Here is a 16,979-nt window from a genome sequence, read left to right as displayed (position 1 = left end):
CATGCAAGTGATGAAAGCCGCGGTCGTGCACTCCTTCGGGAAGCCCCTCGTCATCGAGGAGGTTCCCGTTCCGCAGGTGCCCCGGGGCCGCATCCTGGTCAAGGTGGCGGCCTGCGGCGTCTGCCACACCGACCTGCACGCCGCGGACGGCGACTGGCCCGTGAAGCCGACCCTGCCCTTCATTCCCGGGCATGAGGGCGTGGGGCACGTGGCCGCCGTGGGCGCGGACGTGAAGGGCGTGCGCGAGGGCGACCGCGTGGGCGTGCCCTGGCTGCACACCGCCTGCGGCCATTGCGAACACTGCATCACCGGCTGGGAGACGCTGTGCGATGGCCAGCAGATGACTGGCTACACCGTGAACGGCGGCTATGCAGAGTACGTGGTGGCCGATCCAGGTTACGTCGGCCACGTTCCGCCCAAGGTGAACTTCGCGGAAATCTCTCCGATCCTGTGCGCGGGAGTGACCGTGTACAAGGGCCTGAAGGTGCTCGACTGCAAGCCGGGCGACTGGGTGGCCATCTCGGGCATAGGCGGGCTGGGTCACGTGGCGGTGCAATACGCCAAGGCCATGGGCATGCACGTCGTCGCCGTCGACGTGGCGGACGACAAGCTGGAGCTCGCGCGCAAGCTCGGTGCCGACATGGTCGTGAACGCTGCCACGCAGGACCCCGTGAAGGAGGTCCAGAGTGCGTTCCGCGGCGTGCATGGTGCGCTCGTGACCGCGGTGTCGCGTACGGCGTTCGCGCAGGCGCTGGGCATGCTGCACAAGCGGGGCACCATGTCGCTGGTCGGCTTGCCGCCGGGTGACTTCCCATTGCCTATCTTCGACGTCGTGCTCAATGCGAAGACCGTGCGGGGCTCCATCGTGGGCACGCGCAAGGACTTGCAGGAGGCCCTGGCGTTCGCCGCCGAAGGCAAGGTGCGCGTGGTGTACAGCGTGGACACGTTGGACAACATCAACGGGGTCTTCGGCCGCCTGCGCGAAGGCGACATCGAGGGACGGGTGGTGCTGCGCCTGACCGACGAGGACTAGACGATGCCGGTGACGGCGTAGACCCCGATCACGAAGAACACCGCCAGCGACTTGATCGCCGTCACGGCGAAGATGTCGCCGTAGGACTGGCGATGGGTGAGTCCCGCCACCGACAACAGCGTGATCAACTTCGTGCGGCCGCTCAATGTCCGCGCCGGAAGCGGCCCTTCACATCCCGTAAGCACGGCCGAGACGCGAACGCTCGAACCACCACAGGGCCGCGCTCGCCAGCAGCCAGCCCAGCCACCACGGCCAACGCGCACCCGGCTGCGGAAGCGCCCGCGCTGTCGTCGTCGCGTCAGACACGGCACGGGTTGTCTCCGCAGCGAGCCGCTGTGTAGCCTCGCGCACTTCGCCAGCATGCAGTCCCATCGCGGCGTTACGTGCACGCACATGGAAAAGTTGTTGGCGATCGCCGGACTGCAGGCGATGCCATCCGGCCTGGCGCGGCCAGAACGCGGCGCAACTGTTCGCGCCGGTTGCAGGATCGGGCAACAGCGATGTCTTTGCCCCGTCAGGAGAGACCACGCTGGCACCGACAGCAACGCCACAAAGCGACATGCGCTGGTCCTGCCGCGCCTCGCCGTCCATCGCGAAGGCCTGACGTGGCCGCGCGCGTGCGAGCGTGGCGATGGCCTCGCTCCAGAGTTCGCCATACACATCGCTGCGTCCGGCGAGCACCAGGCGGTAGCTGTCCGTCAGCGTCCATACCGCGACACGGCCCCGCCCCTGCGCACGCCAGAATCCGAGCGGCGTACCGGCTTCGTCGCGCAGCATCGGCATCGCGTCGCTGGCGGCGGTGCGCACCGTGCGACGGGTCAGCTCCGGCAACTCCGCGACCGCCGCGTCATGCGGCCGCGGCGAGTCCTGCGTGCCAGGGCCGATGCGTGCCCGCTCGGCGTCGTCGTCGCGCTTGCGCGATGACAGGCGGATGGTCGTGGAATCGCGGCCGTCCTGGGCGGTGAAGCCCAGCGCAAGCAGGCGACGCCGTTCGGGTTCGGACAATGCCGCAGTCACGCGCAACAGCATGCCGAGGCCGCCACGAACCGCTTCGTTCATGGCGGCGCGCTGCGCATCGCCGAGCCCCGACCAGGCGCGCTCGTCCAGTACGACCATGTCGAACCTGGCCAGGTTGCCGGCGTTGATCGGGATGGGCGCGTCGCCCAGTTGCATGCCGCCGCCCGCGCCGACCTGCGTATGCATTGCCAAGCCGGCATCGCGTGCCCAGCGGCGCAGATACTTGAGTTCCGGATTGGGGGCTCCCGCCAGCACCAGCACGCGCGGCGCCGGATCGGCTTCGACCAGCAACGGCAGATCAGTCTCTTCGACGATCCGCTGGTGCGCATCGCGCAGACGCAGGAGGTAAATCGCCGCGCCCGGCACGCGCGTGGTCGCGGTCAGCTCGAAGCGGCCGTCCGGCGCCAGCGCGGCGCGGTCGATGCGTTGGCGTGCGGGGTCGAGCAATTCGGCGAATCCACCTGACATTCGCTCGGCGCGTCCGGCGACATGGAATTCGCCGCCAGCGACGGCACGCGATGGCGGCGTAAGTTCCACCAGACCGCGCGGCAAGGCGGCTGCAACGAAGTCCAGCGCCACCCCGCGCATGGCGTCGCGGTCGCGGGCCTCGAGGCCTGCGCCGACGACGCGCACGCGTTGCGTGCCGGGATGCTTTCGCAGCGCAGTGGCGAGATCGGGCACACGCTCAATGCCGGGAAGCGCGTGCGCCTCCGGCAGGGCTACCACGGCGTCTCCGGCCTTGCGTGCATTGAGTTGCGCGGACTTCGTGCCGGCGCTGGCCACGACCAGCGTGCCGGCTTCGCCCTGCGTGGTCGGTGGCAGCAATGCGTAATACAGCAACGTGGCGCACAGCGGTTGCGCCAGTACCAGCAATGCAATGCGCCACACACGCGAACGCTGTGCCGGCTCGGCGCGCCATTGCCGGTAGATCAGACGCAGGATCGCCAACACGGCCGCCGTAGCCAGCAACACGGCAATCAGCACAGCCAGATCGACCTCTCGGCCACCGAAGTCGAACGCAGTCATCGCGCTTCCTCCTGGCGAAGGGCATCGAGATAACGGCGGCCGGCATCGCCACCGTCGTCGCGACGGGGAACGGTCGCTGCGGGCCGCGGCAGCAGCGGCCACAACAGCGCGCGCAGGTCGCGGCGGCACGACACGCAAGCCGGATCCGCGCGCAGGGCCTCGATGGCGGCGACGAAGGCCAGCGGATCGGCCAATCGCGCCTGGTTGGCGCGCAGCCAGCGCTCCAACTCGGCAAAGTCGATGGCCGGCGCTTCGCTGCGCGATGACGACGGCACGTCATCCAGCGCAGACCACAACCCGGCGAGCGTGGGCTCGGCCGCGGTGGCCGCCGCCAGTGCATCGTCGCGACGCGCCAGTCCGGTGCGGTCGCCGCCAAGACGGCGACTCTCGTCGATAGGCGGCAGTTCCGGTCCGACTCGCGCCAGGTAGATGCGGGTGGCCTGCTGCACCTGCTTGATGAACTTCAGTGCGCGATAGGCGTACGGCAGCGCGCGCTCGGGATGACCCTGGCGCAGGTTCAGCTCCGACTGCCACATCTGGTCGAGCGCAGCCTTGAGCGTGGTGCGGGTTTCCGGATCAAGCAGCGTCGCCGCCTCGGCGTGATCGTGGGTGTGACCGTATTCCTCCAGCACCGCGCTTTCCTGGCCGAATGCCGGGGCCGCCTCCTGTGCGTGATCGTGTCCGTCTTTCGCCGCGGGCTCGGCGGTGGTCGCATCGTCCTTGGGCTCGTCGTGCGCATCGCTGGTCGGCGGCGGCTTCGGCTCGCCTTCGGCTTCCTCGCCGAGGAACTGGCCGTAACGCAGGCGCAGGATGCGCTGGTCGACGCCGATCCCGTCGCTGCGTTCGAGATAGCTCTCGGCGGCGAGTTTGCGTTGCTGCTTCAGCAGCGCCTCGGCGTCGATGATGATCTGGCGTTGGCTGCGGAAGTACGCCGGCAGCACCTTCTTGACCATGCCATCCAGGCCGGTGGTCTCGGTGCCCAGGTCGGACGGCCAGCGCAGGATCAGGCTGGCGCTGCGCGCGTTCTGCGGCGCCGGCACGCGGTTGTCGTCGACGCTGAGCTGCACGATCAGGTCGTCGCCGGCGGCCAGTCCCAACGCTCCCAGGTCGAGGCGTTGCGCGTAGCGCCTGAGCGTGGCCGGGCCGGTTCCGCGCAGCGTCATGAACTGCTCGCGGAACGTGATGTTCTCGCCGCTGCCCTGGGCCAGGGTGATGCGCAATCGCGCATTGGCAGCCACGCCGTAATCGTCGCTGGCCTCGAACGCCAGCCCCCAGTTGCGCTGGCCCTGCGTCATCAGACTCAGGCTGCGGTCGGGTTCGAGCACGCGCAGTTGCGGTGCCCGGTCTGCGATGGCATCGAGGCGATGCAACGAGCCCGGGGCCGGCTGCAACGGTGGAGCATCGCGCAGCGCGATGCGGTACAGCGCCGACCGGGTGAGCACGTCGCTGGCGCGCCAATCGTCGCCATCGCGCACCAGCGCGACGCGACGGCCGTCGTGGAAAACCAGTTCCGCGGCGCCGGGTTGTGGGGCGAAACGCAGCGCCCATTGCAGGCGCGTGCCATGCGGGGCCTTCGCGTCGAGCGTGGCATCCTCGCGGGCCGGCAGGCGCGTGTAGCCCGGTGGCTCGATCCGCAGTTGCTGTTGCACCACACGCGTGTGCGTCGGCGCGGCCACAGCAACGCCGATATTGGCCAGTGCGTTCTCCAGCGTGACCGGCTGCCGGGCCGGCCACAACGCAATGGCGACGATCGCCAATGCGGCCACGCCCACCCCGCCGGCGATGGCGCGACCCGACCAGCACGGGCGCAGGTCAACCGTTTTTGACGACTCGATGCGCTGCTGCAGACGCGCCAACTGCAGGCGTTCCAGCGCCGTCATGCGCGCCGCGGGCGCGAACAGCAGATCGGCACTGTCCTCCATGTCGGCTCGCTGCGCATCGAGTTCGCGCACCAGCCAGCGTGAATCGATCCGGCGTGCGCGGTGCAGGCAGAACGCCATGATCGCCGCGCCGCCGAGCACGAACAGCGCCAGCGTCGCTCCGGCCCCAGCCAGCCGCCATGTCAGCGCCAGCGCGATAGCCAGCCAAGGCAGGCAAAGCAGCGCGGCATCGAGACCGCGCCGCAGGCGTGCACTACGCAACGCCTGGCCAAGGATGGCCGTGGCCTTCATGGCGTCACCCGATGCCGCGAACCGCTGGCCATCCAGCGTTCGATCAGGAACAGCAATGCGATCAGCGCCAGCAGCCAGGGCTGCAGGTCACGCGGCGATTGCGGGAACACCGGGCCGCCGGTCGCGGGCGCGTGATCGGCGGCGAAGACACGCGCCGGCGCCGGCTTCAGAGCATCGAACAGGCTGCGCAGATGCTGTGGGAAATCGGCTTCGAGCAGCGCCGGTAGCGCCTGCGGCGTCAGCGCGCGGGTCAGGCGCATCACTCGGCCATTGCCGTAGCGCGCGCCTTCGACCAGCGGCGCGCCGGTGTCGTCGCGCCACAGCGCGGCCATGGGCGGCGCATCGGCCAGCGTGGCCTGCGCATCGATCAGCGCGATGCCGCCGGTCCGGATCCAGTCGCTCACCGCCTGCGGCACCCGGCCCGGTGCGAGCCAGACCAAGGTCTTCGACTTTCCCGACAAAGCCTGCCCGGCCGGCGCAACATCCTGCACGGGCGCGGATGCTTTGCTATTGGGTTCGCGCCATGCCGCATTCGCCGCACGCAGGTAGCGCAGCGCGGTTTCGCGATCGGCGGCATAGCGCACGCTGAGGACGGGCGCAGGCACCGTGTTCGTTGCCGGCGCCTTCGCTGCCTGTGCCGTTGGTGCCGTGCCGGCAACGACGCGCCAGTCCACGCGACGGCTCAATACGGGTCGCTTTGCGTCGACGCCGTCGAGTTGGGCCGGCACCAGAACGGTCAATGCCACGCCCGGTGGAAGGCTGGCATCGAGCTCGCGCAGCAGGCTGGTGACCGACGCACCTGTCGCAGAGGCCGTCATTTCCGGCTGCGATGCATCCAGTGAGGGGAACCCGGGCGCCAGCCAATGCCGGCGCGCGTTTTCCGGTGCCTGTGCAGCACGTCCCTGTTGCAGGTCGATGCCCGGCATGACCGCCACCCACGGGTCTTCGCTGGTCGCACCGAACAGCACCGGCCGCGCCAGCAGCAGGGCCAGCAGGCTCAGCAACAGCAAGCGCACGATCAGCAGCGGCCATTCGTCGAAGCGGATGCGATGTCGCGGCTTGGGCTTCTGCCGCAGCCAGCGCAGCGCGGCGAACGCGGTCGGTCGCTGTTCGCTGCGACGCGCGAGGTGGATCAGCAACGGCAGCAACAGCGCCGCGAGCGCCGCCAGTCCAGCCGGCAACAGCAACGCCAGGTTCACGCGTACTCCGCGGCGTCGCGCGCGCCGAACAACCGGCGCAGCGGCAGGTCCAGCGGCTGGTCGAGCACGTACTCTGTGTGGCGGATGCCGCTGGCGTCCAGGCGCGCATCGAGGGCACGGCGCGCCTGCCCGAAGCGCGCGATGAAGTCCGCGCGCATCGCCGCGCCATCGCCCAGCAGTTCCTCGCCGGTTTCCGGATCGTGGAAGCGGTGACCGCCCTGGAACGGAAAGTCCCGCTCCTCGGCGGTCAGGATGCGCACTGTCAGGACCTCGCGCCGTGCCGCTGAGAGCCGCGTGAGCACGTCGGCGGCGCCTTCGTCGAAGGTGTCGCTGAGTAGCACGACCAGGTCTCCCGGGCCGATGCGTTCCCACAGCGGGCGCAACTGCGTTGCGGAGGGCCAGCCACCGCGCGCGGACAGGCCATGCAATTCCAGCAGCAAGCGATCGCGCTGGCGCACCCCGGTGGCGGGCGCGGACAGGCGCACGCCGTCGTCGCGCAGCGTGATCATGCCGAAGCGATCGCCCTGCCGCAGCGCGAGTTCGGCCATGCAGGCCGCCAGCCCTTTCGCCGCGGCCAGGCGCGACCAGCCCGGTCGCGCCGCGTCTTCCTGCGCCATCGACGCACTCGCGTCAACCAGCAGCCACAGCGCGAGCGGGCTTTCACGCTCGGCCTCGCGCACGAAGAAGCGGTCGGAACGGCCGTACAGCTTCCAGTCGATCTGGCGCAGTTCGTCGCCGGGTTCGTAAGCGCGGTACTGGGCGAACTCCAGGCCAGCACCCCGGCTGCGGCTGTGATGCAGGCCGATGCCCTGCAACCCCGCGGCGCGGCGCGAGGTCAGGCGCAGATCCTTCAGCCGCGAGCGAACCTGCGGCGGAATGAAGTCGGCGATGCTGGATCCGGCGCTCACGCGAACAGGTTTCTCAGGAAGTGAACGGCACGCTGCGCAGCAGCACGGCGATCACGTCGTCGGCGCTCTTCTGTTCGGCCTCGGCGGCGAACGACAGCAGCAGGCGATGGCGCATCACCGGCGCGGCCAGCGCGACGATGTCCTCGCGCGTCGCCGCCAGTCGCCCGTGCAGCAGCGCGCGCGCCTTGGCGGCCAGCACCAGCGACTGGCCGGCACGCGGGCCGGCGCCCCACTTCACCCACTGCCGGATTTCGGCGGGCGCCGATTCGCTCGGTCGGCTGGCGCGCACCAATCGCGTGATCCAGGCAAGCAGATCCTCGCCCAGGTGCACCTCACGCACGCGCGCCTGCAACGCCAGCACTTCCTCGCCGTGCATCACGCGCGGCACCTGCGCGTGGTGCGTGCCGGTGGTCTGGGCGAGGATGTCGTGTTCCTCGCGCTCGCTCGGGTAGTCGACGCGGATGTGCAACAGGAAACGATCGAGCTGCGCCTCCGGCAGCGGATAGGTACCGGCCTGTTCGAGCGGGTTCTGCGTGGCCAGCACGAAGAACGGCGCCGGAAGCGTATGGGTCACGCCGGCGTAGCTGACGGTGCGCTCCTGCATGGCTTCGAGCAGCGCCGCCTGGGTCTTGGGCGGAGTGCGGTTGAGCTCGTCGGCCAGCAGCAGGTTGGTGAAGATCGGTCCCGGCTGGAAGCGGAAGTGGCGATGGCCGGTGCCGTGGTCCTCTTCCAGCAGCTCGGTGCCGAGGATGTCGCTGGGCATCAGGTCGGGCGTGAACTGCACGCGCCGGAACTGCAGCTCCAGCGCCTGGCCGAGCGAGCGCACCAGCAATGTCTTGCCGAGGCCGGGCACGCCTTCGAGCAGGCAGTGGCCACCAGCGAGCAGGCCGATCAGCAACTGTTCGACCACCGCCTCCTGGCCAACGATCGCCTGCGCGATCGCGTTGCGCAGCGTGCCAAGGCGCGCGAGCTGGGCTTGGATGTCGGCTTCGGATGGGGTGTCGTTCATGGGCGGATCCTATGGTGTTACTGCCTCGTCGTTCCCGCGAAGGCGGGAATGACGGCATCGGGTGCTGGCGCTCGTCGTAAACGTCATCAGCTGTTCAACGCATACATCACGACATTGACCGCGAACTTGGTGTTGTCTTCGGCCAGGAACCGCTTGTTGCGCCAGTCGTAGTCCCACTCGCAGCCGTAGTCCTTGTTGCTGTACAGCACGCCGAGACGGCCGTCGATCTCGATGCCCTGCAGGTAGTCGTGCACCAGGTCGTCGCCCCAGCCGTTGAGCTCGAAGCCGGTCGCCGGCGGTCCGTCCTTGAACACGAAGAAGCTGCGGTACAGCGGATGGGTGTTGGGCAGCTTCTTCAATGCTTTGGCACCGAAGATCGACGACATCTGCGACTCGAACGACTTGGCGAACAATCCGTCGATGTCGTGGTTGCAGTCGTCGACGAACACGAATCCGCCATTGCGTACGTAACGCTCGAAGTTGCGGCGCTCGTCCGGGTTGAACTCGACCAGCTTGTGACCGGCCAGGTAGCAGAACGGCGCCGTCAGCATCTTCGGATCGGCCAGCGCCAGCACGTGTTCCTTCGGGTCCACGCGCAAGTTGGTGTAGTCGATCAGCGAGGTGATCAGGTTGGCCGGCATGCGCTGGTCGACGTCCCAATCGCCCGAGTCGTACTTCAGCCGGGTCAGCCAGAAGTCGTACTCCGCGCCGGCGGCGCGCGCCAAGGGCGACAACATCGCCCCCGCCGCACCCGCCAGCATCAGGCGGAGGAACTGCGCGCGGTTCATATCGAACGCGCGGTATTGATGATGTTGATGCCGTTGAAGCGCGTCGTGGCCGAACCGTGCGACACCGCCGACACCTGGCTGGGCTGTCCCTTGCCGTCGAAGAACGAGCCGCCAAGGCGGAAATCGCGCTCGTCGCAGATCGCCACGCAGGCGTTCCAGAACTCCGGCGTGCGGATCTGGTAGGCCGCGTCCTCCACCATGCCGGTCACCTTGCCGTTCTTGATCTCGTAGAACAGCTGGCCGCCGAACTGGGCGTTGAAGCGCTGCTGGTCGATCGAGTACGAACCGCGGCCGTGCACGTACAGGCCGTTCTCGACGTCCTTGACCATGTCGGCCACGCTGAGCGGTGTCTTTCCCGGCATCAGCGAGACGTTGGCCATGCGCTGGAACTGCACGCTCGACCAGGAGTCGGCGTAGCTGCAGCCGTGCGACTCGGTGTGGCCGAGGATGTGCGCTTCATCGCGCGTGGCCTGGTAGTCGACCAGGACGCCATCACGCACCAGGTCCCACTGCCTGGTCTTGACGCCCTCGTCGTCGTAGCCGACCGCGCCGAGGCTGCCCGGGCGCGTCTTGTCGGCGACGAAGTTGACGATCTGGCTGCCCCAGCGATAGCCCTGCTCGCGCTTGTCCAGCGTGGCGAAGCTGGTGCCGGCGTAGTTGGCCTCGTAGCCGAGCACGCGGTCGAGTTCCAGCGGGTGGCCGACATTCTCGTGGATGGTCAGGAACAGGTTGGTCGGATCGACGACCAGGTCGTACTTGCCCGGTTTCACCGACGGCGCCTTGAGCTTGGCGCGGGCATCGCGCGCAGCGGCCACGGCGTCTTCCATCACGTCGTAGCTGCTGCCGTAACCGATCACGCCGCCCGGCAGGACGAACTTGCCGGCCGGATCGGCGTCGAGGAACTCGTAGCCCATGCCCATCGGCGAGGACAGGCCGTTGCGGGTGCGGAACTTGCCACTGGCCTTGTCGACCGCGGTGGCGGTGATCGGCAGCCAGATGCGGTGCACGTCCTGGTCGATGTAGCTGCCGTCGGTGGAGGCGAAGTACTTCTGCTCGTTGACCAGGAACAGCGTCGAGTTGAAGAAGTCGGCACCGGCCTTCATCGCCGCGGCGTTGACGCCCAGCAACAGGTCCACCTTCTCCTTGATCGGCACAGCCATCGCGTTCTTGCGCATCGGCGTGGCCCAGCGCACCTCGCCGACGCCGCGCACCGGCGCCAGCTCGACCTTGCGGGTCTGGCTGCGCGCATTGGCACGGGCGATCGACACGGCCAGGCGCGTGGTCTGCGCGACGGCGTCCGTCGTCATCTGGTTGGACGCCGCAAAACCCCAGGCGCCGTCGACGAGCACGCGCACGCCGACACCGGAGGATTCGTTGTTGACGATGTTCTCCACCCGCGTCTCGCGGGTGACGACGAACTGGCGCAGGTAACGGCCGATGCGCACGTCGCAGTACTGCGCGCCGGCGCTGCGGGCGGCACCGAGAGCGGCGTCGGCCAACAGCCGGCGCCGCGCGGTGTCGGCCGGTTCGAGCAATGCCTCGGCGGCGATGCTGCGGCCCTGGGGCAGCAGCAAGCCGGCGAGACCCAGACCGGTGAGGCTCAGGAAATCACGACGTTGCACGATCAAACACTCCGCAGATCACACTGCATCCGAGAGCGAGGTGAAGGTGAAGTCGCGCAGCTTCATCGGCGGGATCATCATCACAAACGAGGACTCGTCGCCGGACACGCGCACCGGCTTGCCGAGTTCTTCGATGTTGTTGAGCATGATCACCGGCGACTCGTTGAAGCGGAAATTCTTCACCGGGTGCTTGATCTGGCCGTTCTCGATGTAGAAGGTGCCGTCGCGGGTCAGGCCGGTCAGCAGCACGGTCTGCGGATCGACCATGCGGATGTACCAGGTGCGCGTGACCAGGATGCCCTTCTGCGTGCTCGCCACCAGCTGCGCGGTGGTCTTGTCGCCACCGGCCATCAGCAGGTTGCCCGGCTCGCCGACGGCGCGCTTGCCCTGCTTCTTGGCCCAGAAGCGCGAGTACTGCATCGCGACGACCTTGCCGTTTTCGACGATCGCCATCTTCTCGCGCGGCAGGCCTTCCTGGTCCCACGGCAGCACCGGCGCGCGCTCATCCCACGGGTCGGCGCTGATATTCACGCGCGGATCGTAGACCTGCTCGCCGAGCTTGTTTCCGCCGCCCTTCTTCGACAGGAAGCTGCGACCTTCGTCGGCCTGCCGCGCGTCGAAGAAGTTCATCATGAACGAGATCAGGCCCGCGGCCGCGGCCGGTTCCAGGATCACCGTGTACTTGCCCGGCTCCAGCGCCTTGGCCTCGGCCGACTCGGTGGCCTTGCGCATCGCGGTGCGGATGTCGCTGTCGGCCTTGAAGTCGCTGGCGTCCTTGACGTTGCGACCGACCCAGCCCGAACCGCGGCCGTCCTCGGTGCGCACCGTGCAGGTGTAGTTGAAGTTGGTGGCACGCTGGTAGCCGGAGTTGCCCTTGCTGTTGGCGAAGGCGACGAAGCTCTGGCCGTCCTCGAGGAAGCCGGCGGCGATCAGCTTCTCGGCCTTGCACGGACCGATCGAGTCGGCCGCGACCTTGGCGCGCACTTCCGGCGTGATGGCCGCGGTGGACGCGCTGAAGGTCGGACTCGGCTTGTAGGTCTGCTTCTCGATGGCCGGCATGAACTCCGGGTTTTCCGGAGCCAGCTTCGCCAGGTCCTCGGCGCGACGCACCACGCGTTCGAGCGCGGCGTCGTCGAACTCGTTGATGGTGGCCACGCCGACGCGGTTTCCGAACGCCACTTCCACGGCCAGCTCGGTGTTGTCCACGATGCCGCTGGTGGAAATGTTGTTCAGCGCGAAACGGATGTTGCCGTCGATCGAGCCGGTCAACTGGGCCGTGCACTGGTCGGCCTTGGACAGCTTGATGACCTTGTCGAGGATGGCCTTGGCCTGCTCTTCGGTGAAAATGCTCATTTAATGATGTCTCCGGGCACGATCAGCCGAGGCTGCGGGCGGTGTTGATGACGTTGATGCCGTTGAAGCGCGCCGTGCTCGAACCGTGCGAGACCGCCGAGACCTGGCCCGGCTGGCCCTTGCCGTCGAAGAAGGAGCCGCCCAGGCGATAGTCGCTTTCGTCGCAGACGGCGACGCAGGCGTTCCAGAATTCCGGCGTGCGGATCTGGTAGGCGACGTCCTCGATCTGCTGGGTGATCTTGCCGTTCTTGATCTCGTAGAACAGCTGGCCGCCGAACTGCGCGTTGTAGCGCTGCTGGTCGATCGAGAACGAGCCGTCGCCGACGATGTAGATGCCGTTCTCGACGTCCTTGATCATCTGGTCGACGCTGAGCTTGTCCTTGCCCGGCGCCAGCGACACGTTGGCCATGCGCTGGAACTGCACGCTCGACCACGAGTCGGCGTAGCAGCAGCCGTCGGACTCGGTCTTGCCCAGGATGTGGGCCTGGTCGCGGATGGCCTGGTAGTCGACCAGCGTGCCGTCCTTGATCAGGTTCCAGCGCTTGGTCTTGACGCCCTCATCGTCGTAGCCGACCGCGCCGAGGCTGCCCGGCTGGACCTTGTCGGCGAACACGGTGACGTTGTCGCTGCCGTAGCGGAACTTGTCCTTGAGCTTGTCGATCGTGGCGAAGCTGGTGCCAGCGTAATTGGCCTCGTAGCCGAGCACGCGGTCGAGTTCGAGCGGATGTCCGACCGACTCGTGGATGGTCAGCCAGGTGTGCGACGGATCGAGCACGAGGTCGTACTTGCCCGGCTTCACCGACGGCGCGGTCAGCTTGGCCTTGGCCTGCTTGGCCGCGGCGACCGCGTCTTCCATCATGTCGTAGGACAGGCCGTAGTTGACCACGCCGTTGGGCGAGACGAACTTGCCCGAGGCAGCGCCGTCGAGATACTCGAAGCCCATGCCCATCGGCGAGGACAGGCCGTCTCGGGTGCGGAACTTGCCGGTGGCCTTGTCGATCGCGGTGACCGTCATCGGCGCCCAGATGCGGTGCACGTCCTGGTCGATGTAGCTGCCGTCGGTCGAGGCGAAGTACTTCTGCTCGTTGACCAGGAACAGCATCGAGTTGACGAAGCTGCCGCCGGCGTTGATCGCCGCGGCATTGACGCCGAGCAGCAGGTCGACCTTGTCCTTGAGCGGCACTTCCATCGAGTTCTTCTTGATCGGCGTCTTCCACGACACCTCGCCCACGCCAGGCGCCTTGGCCAGTTGCACCGGCGCGGACTGCATCCTGGCGTTGGCCTTCGCTATCGCGGCGGCCTGCTGCGCGCCCTGGACGACGCCCTTGGTGCTCAGGTCATTGGTCGCGGCGAAGCCCCAGGCGCCGTTGACCAGCACGCGGATGCCGATGCCGGTGGACTCGGTGTTGACCACGTTCTGGACCTTGTCCTCGCGCGTGATCACGAACTGGCGCAGGTAACGGCCGATGCGCACGTCGCAGTACGAGGCGCCCGCCGCGGTCGCGGCCGCCAGCGCGGCGTCGGCCAGCGACTTCTTCTTGGCCACGTCGAGCGGCACCAGCAAGGCCTCGGCGGCGATGGCACGGCCGAACGGCATCATCAGCCCGGCCACGCCAATGCCGGACATCGTGAGGAATGAGCGTCTATCCACTTTTGTTGTACCCCCGGATGAGCCCGCGCGGCATCGGGTCGATGCGCCAGGCGAAGAAGACGGCGAAGCTCGCCGACTGTGCGGAGCGCGGTCGCGGCTCGTCAAGTGACGTTCGGGCTATGTCCTGCCCTGTCGTGCGTTGCGGAGGCGGAAATGTGCCGCACGTCGTTCCGGTCGCCACGTGTTCATTACTCGGCGCCCCGTCGCTATTTGCCGGATCTGGCGGTTGACCGGCAGCGCAAAAGGTGTGTCGCCCTACAGCGCAGGCTCGAGAGCGGGATCCCGCTCTCCGCGAAGCACTCCTACCTGGGTCAGCGCATTCCTGGCCATGCCCTCGTCCCCGAGGGCCCGATAGAGGGCCAAGGTGGTCCAGGCCACCCGATAGTCGGACGACGAGAATGCATCGAGATCGCCCAATACCGCGGAGGCCCGGTCGGTCTGTCCCTGCTCCAGCAGCACTCTGGCCAGTAGCACGCCGGCCTGGATCCTGTCATCGGGGACGCCGCTACGCTCGGACATCGCGTTGGCCTCGCGCGCCAGTTGCAGCGCGTCGTCGGGACGGCGCTGCGCGCGCGCGACCAGGGCGCGGGACAGCGTTCGCAGCATCGATTCGTCCTTCTCGCCGGTCGATCTGTCCAGCCAGGCTTTCGCCGTCGACAGGTCCTGATTCTTCAGCGCGCCCTGAACCCCTGCGAGCACGAGCGAATCCTGCACGGCCTCCTCGGCATTGGGCAGCAGCCGCGCCAACGCTCCTGCCTGCGCGAGGTCGCCTTGCGCCATCCGGAGTCGAAGCATCTGCGACTGCAAGACCTGACTGGTCTCGGGCTCGCCCAATGCCCGCAGTGACGCGATGCTGCGCTCGGCCTCGCCCAGGCGCCCAACCGCGAGCATCGCTTCCACACGGACCGTCGCAATGCGGATCGCCAGGTCGTTGTCTTCCAGCGACTTGCTCAGGGCATCAGTGCGCTGGATCGAGGCGACGGCATCGGCGGGCTGGGCCAACTTCAGCTGCGTATTGGCCTTGCCCATCAACGCCGCAGCCAGGTAGTCCCGCACTTCGAAGCGCTCGAACACGGCGATGGCGCGGTCGAACTCCTGCAGGGCCTGTGCATAGTGCCCACGCTGGACCTCGATGATGGCCAGGTTGACGCCGACCCCGGCGGCTTCGACCATGCTGCCGGATCGCTGCATGGCAATCCGCGCCATGCCGAGGTCACTGACCGCTGCTTGCATCTTTCCCTGCTGGATCCTCGCCACGCCGCGACCGTTGTAGGCATTGCCGAGCAACGCGGGATCGTCCCGTTGTTCCGCGCTGCGTTCCAGCACCGCCAGCGCCTGCGCGTAATCGGCTTCGGCAGCCACCGGGTCGGCGCCGCGGATCGCGATCGCGCCTTTCCCCATCAGTGCCCGGGCGCGGATTCCGTCCGACACTTCCGGCCTGCGATCGAGCAACTTCTGGAAGATTCCAGCAGCCGCATCCATGCGCCCGGCGCGGTACTCCAGTTGGCCTTCGCGCACACGCAACAGCGGATCATCGCGTTCGTTCGCGGGCGCGGCGTCGATCAGCCTGCGCACGGCGTCGAGTTGGCCGGTGATCAGTTCGGCATCGACCCGCTGCACGCGCTCGGTCAACGGGCTGGGCGCTGCGTCGCTGTCCTTGCGCACCCGTCCGAGCCTGCTCAACCAGGAGTCCGTCGCCGACGCTGCCGCGGCCAAGGGCGTCGCGCCGCGCGCATCGATGGCGTGCGGGCCGCTGGCGTCGTGCAGGTTCAAGCGGACACGCCAACCGTTCCCGTCCCGGGTCGCCTCCGGCCAGACGATCACGCCGGCACTGCTGGCCGTCGTGAGCTTCTGCAGCTCGGCAGCATCGAGCGTCGGGCCGTGGTCGCCGATCTGCTTGGACAGGTGCATGGCCTGGTCGCTGGGCAACACGGTCATACCGCTGCCGCGCAGGCGGCTGGCGATGTAATCCATGGCGCCCAAGCGAACCCAAGCGTCATCGCTGCCAGCGGGCGCGACGGCGACCGGAAGCACCAGCACCACATCGCGGCTGATTTTCTTCTGCGCGACACGGTCTGGCGGCGACAGGAAATGGAAGAGCGCAACGGCGGCGCCGGCCAGCAGCGCAAGACCGATCAACCAGGGCCAACGTGCGCGACGGGACTTCGCGGCGCCGTCGCGCGGCGGGGCCGCCAGCACCGCATCCGATACCGGTTCCGCTGCCATGTCCCGAACACCGGCATCCGCCACTGCATCGCCTGACGCGGGCACTTCCTGCACCGGCGCGACCCACTGGTATCCGAAGCGCGATACGGTCCGGATCGTGGACTGCCTGTTGCCCGTATCGTCGAGCGCCTTGCGCGCTCGCAGCAGCGTCTGCGCCACCACCGCGTCGCTGACCTCGACACGGCCCCAGACCGCGGCGATGAGCTCGTCGCGCCCCACAGCGCGATCACGATGCGTGATCAGGTAGGCCAGGCATTCGAAGGACTTCGGCGCCAATGCCACGCGCTCGCCATCGCGCGAAAGCTCGCGCGAGGCCGCATCGAGTTCGAATGGGCCGAACCGGTACTTCGGGAGACGCATGAGGCCGATCTGTCCCTCTTGATCGTCCCGACATCGGTGGAGTCGGGCAGCACTCCGATGCTAAGCGATGTGCCGGGGATATGCCGCAGTCGCGATCAGCGAACGTCGATGTGGAAGGTCTCGGTCCGCCTGCTATCCGCCCGCGTTTCCCAAGGTCGGCCGTAGCGGAATTTAAGCAATGTGCTCCCCCTGTCGTGGGCGCGGAAACGCCACGACATGACTCTGGAGTCAGAGCCGGATCGGGTGAACGTCAACGGGTCGCCTCCCGGGTCCGCCTCGATGCTCAGAAGCGCTGCCGGTTCCTGCAGCTCCCAGCCATAGCCGCTGGCCGGACTGGCCGGCAGGTGGACGCGCACGGCCTGACCGACCTGCAGGCGAATGGGGTCGGCTGCGTTCGCCAGGTCAATGTCGAGCGTTGGTGGCGCCTGCACCGACTCCCTTCTGGCACGCCCGGAATCCGGCGCAGTCCCGCGCGCCAGGCCCTGGTCAAGCGCGCGCTCCTGCATAGGCTGGCACGCGACCAACGACAACAACATCCACACACTCAATCGGCGAAGCGATAAAGAAACAGCGATGACACGTCTCCATCATGCTGACCGGGGCGGGCGACAGCCCG

Annotated in this window: 13 protein-coding genes; 1 reads left to right on the top strand and 12 read right to left on the bottom strand. The window is 67.9% G+C overall.

All coding sequences use genetic code 11. The features are described 5' to 3' along the window. Position 1: 1 nt before the first annotated feature. Positions 2–1,033 carry an alcohol dehydrogenase AdhP gene (gene adhP / locus J2X06_RS03090; protein WP_310058139.1) on the top strand — a complete coding sequence of 344 codons (1,032 nt, stop codon included), beginning with the start codon at positions 2–4 and terminating at the stop codon, positions 1,031–1,033. Here adhP and J2X06_RS03085 read toward each other — a convergent pair. From J2X06_RS03085 to J2X06_RS03030, 12 genes are all read right to left on the bottom strand, one after another. Next, positions 1,030–1,179, bottom strand: a complete 150-nt coding sequence (locus tag J2X06_RS03085; protein WP_310058137.1) for a hypothetical protein — start codon at positions 1,177–1,179, stop codon at positions 1,030–1,032. The two genes, adhP and J2X06_RS03085, sit on opposite strands and share 4 nt — an antisense overlap. 22 nt (positions 1,180–1,201) lie before the next feature. Continuing rightward, positions 1,202–3,076 carry a carboxypeptidase regulatory-like domain-containing protein gene (locus J2X06_RS03080; protein ID WP_310058134.1) on the bottom strand — a complete coding sequence of 625 codons (1,875 nt, stop codon included), beginning with the start codon at positions 3,074–3,076 and terminating at the stop codon, positions 1,202–1,204. Then, the gene (locus J2X06_RS03075) at positions 3,073–5,247 is read right to left on the bottom strand and encodes a hypothetical protein (protein ID WP_310058132.1); all 2,175 of its coding nucleotides are present in this window, start codon (positions 5,245–5,247) and stop codon (positions 3,073–3,075) included. The genes J2X06_RS03080 and J2X06_RS03075 overlap by 4 nt, the downstream gene beginning before the upstream one ends. Beyond that, positions 5,244–6,446, bottom strand: a complete 1,203-nt coding sequence (locus tag J2X06_RS03070; protein WP_310058129.1) for a BatA domain-containing protein — start codon at positions 6,444–6,446, stop codon at positions 5,244–5,246. The genes J2X06_RS03075 and J2X06_RS03070 overlap by 4 nt, the downstream gene beginning before the upstream one ends. Continuing rightward, positions 6,443–7,354 carry a DUF58 domain-containing protein gene (locus tag J2X06_RS03065; protein ID WP_310058126.1) on the bottom strand — a complete coding sequence of 304 codons (912 nt, stop codon included), beginning with the start codon at positions 7,352–7,354 and terminating at the stop codon, positions 6,443–6,445. Before J2X06_RS03065 ends, J2X06_RS03070 begins: the two co-directional genes overlap by 4 nt. A 13-nt stretch (positions 7,355–7,367) precedes the next feature. Next, positions 7,368–8,363, bottom strand: a complete 996-nt coding sequence (locus tag J2X06_RS03060) for an AAA family ATPase (RefSeq protein ID WP_310058123.1) — start codon at positions 8,361–8,363, stop codon at positions 7,368–7,370. Between the two features lie 86 nt (positions 8,364–8,449). Then, entirely contained in the window at positions 8,450–9,151 is a 702-nt protein-coding gene (locus J2X06_RS03055; RefSeq protein ID WP_430539481.1) for a DUF4159 domain-containing protein, read from the bottom strand. After that, on the bottom strand, positions 9,148–10,773 hold the full coding sequence (locus tag J2X06_RS03050; RefSeq protein ID WP_310058121.1) for a TldD/PmbA family protein: 1,626 nt from the start codon (positions 10,771–10,773) through the stop codon (positions 9,148–9,150). Before J2X06_RS03050 ends, J2X06_RS03055 begins: the two co-directional genes overlap by 4 nt. Before the next feature lie 18 nt (positions 10,774–10,791). After that, positions 10,792–12,126 carry a TldD/PmbA family protein gene (locus J2X06_RS03045; RefSeq protein ID WP_310058118.1) on the bottom strand — a complete coding sequence of 445 codons (1,335 nt, stop codon included), beginning with the start codon at positions 12,124–12,126 and terminating at the stop codon, positions 10,792–10,794. Positions 12,127–12,148: 22 nt separating this feature from the next. Continuing rightward, the gene (locus tag J2X06_RS03040) at positions 12,149–13,777 is read right to left on the bottom strand and encodes a TldD/PmbA family protein (protein ID WP_310058115.1); all 1,629 of its coding nucleotides are present in this window, start codon (positions 13,775–13,777) and stop codon (positions 12,149–12,151) included. Between the two features lie 255 nt (positions 13,778–14,032). Next, the gene (locus J2X06_RS03035; protein WP_310058113.1) at positions 14,033–16,363 is read right to left on the bottom strand and encodes a winged helix-turn-helix domain-containing protein; all 2,331 of its coding nucleotides are present in this window, start codon (positions 16,361–16,363) and stop codon (positions 14,033–14,035) included. Positions 16,364–16,458: 95 nt separating this feature from the next. Then, positions 16,459–16,899: a protease inhibitor I42 family protein gene (locus tag J2X06_RS03030; RefSeq protein ID WP_310058109.1), complete on the bottom strand. Its 441-nt coding sequence runs from the start codon at positions 16,897–16,899 to the stop codon at positions 16,459–16,461. Between the last annotated feature and the right edge of the window lie 80 nt (positions 16,900–16,979).

The organism is Lysobacter niastensis (genome assembly GCF_031457115.1).
GTDB lineage: Bacteria > Pseudomonadota > Gammaproteobacteria > Xanthomonadales > Xanthomonadaceae > Lysobacter_J > Lysobacter_J niastensis_A.
Note: the sequence above shows the minus strand (reverse complement) of the source record. Positions and strands in the feature narration are given on the sequence as shown.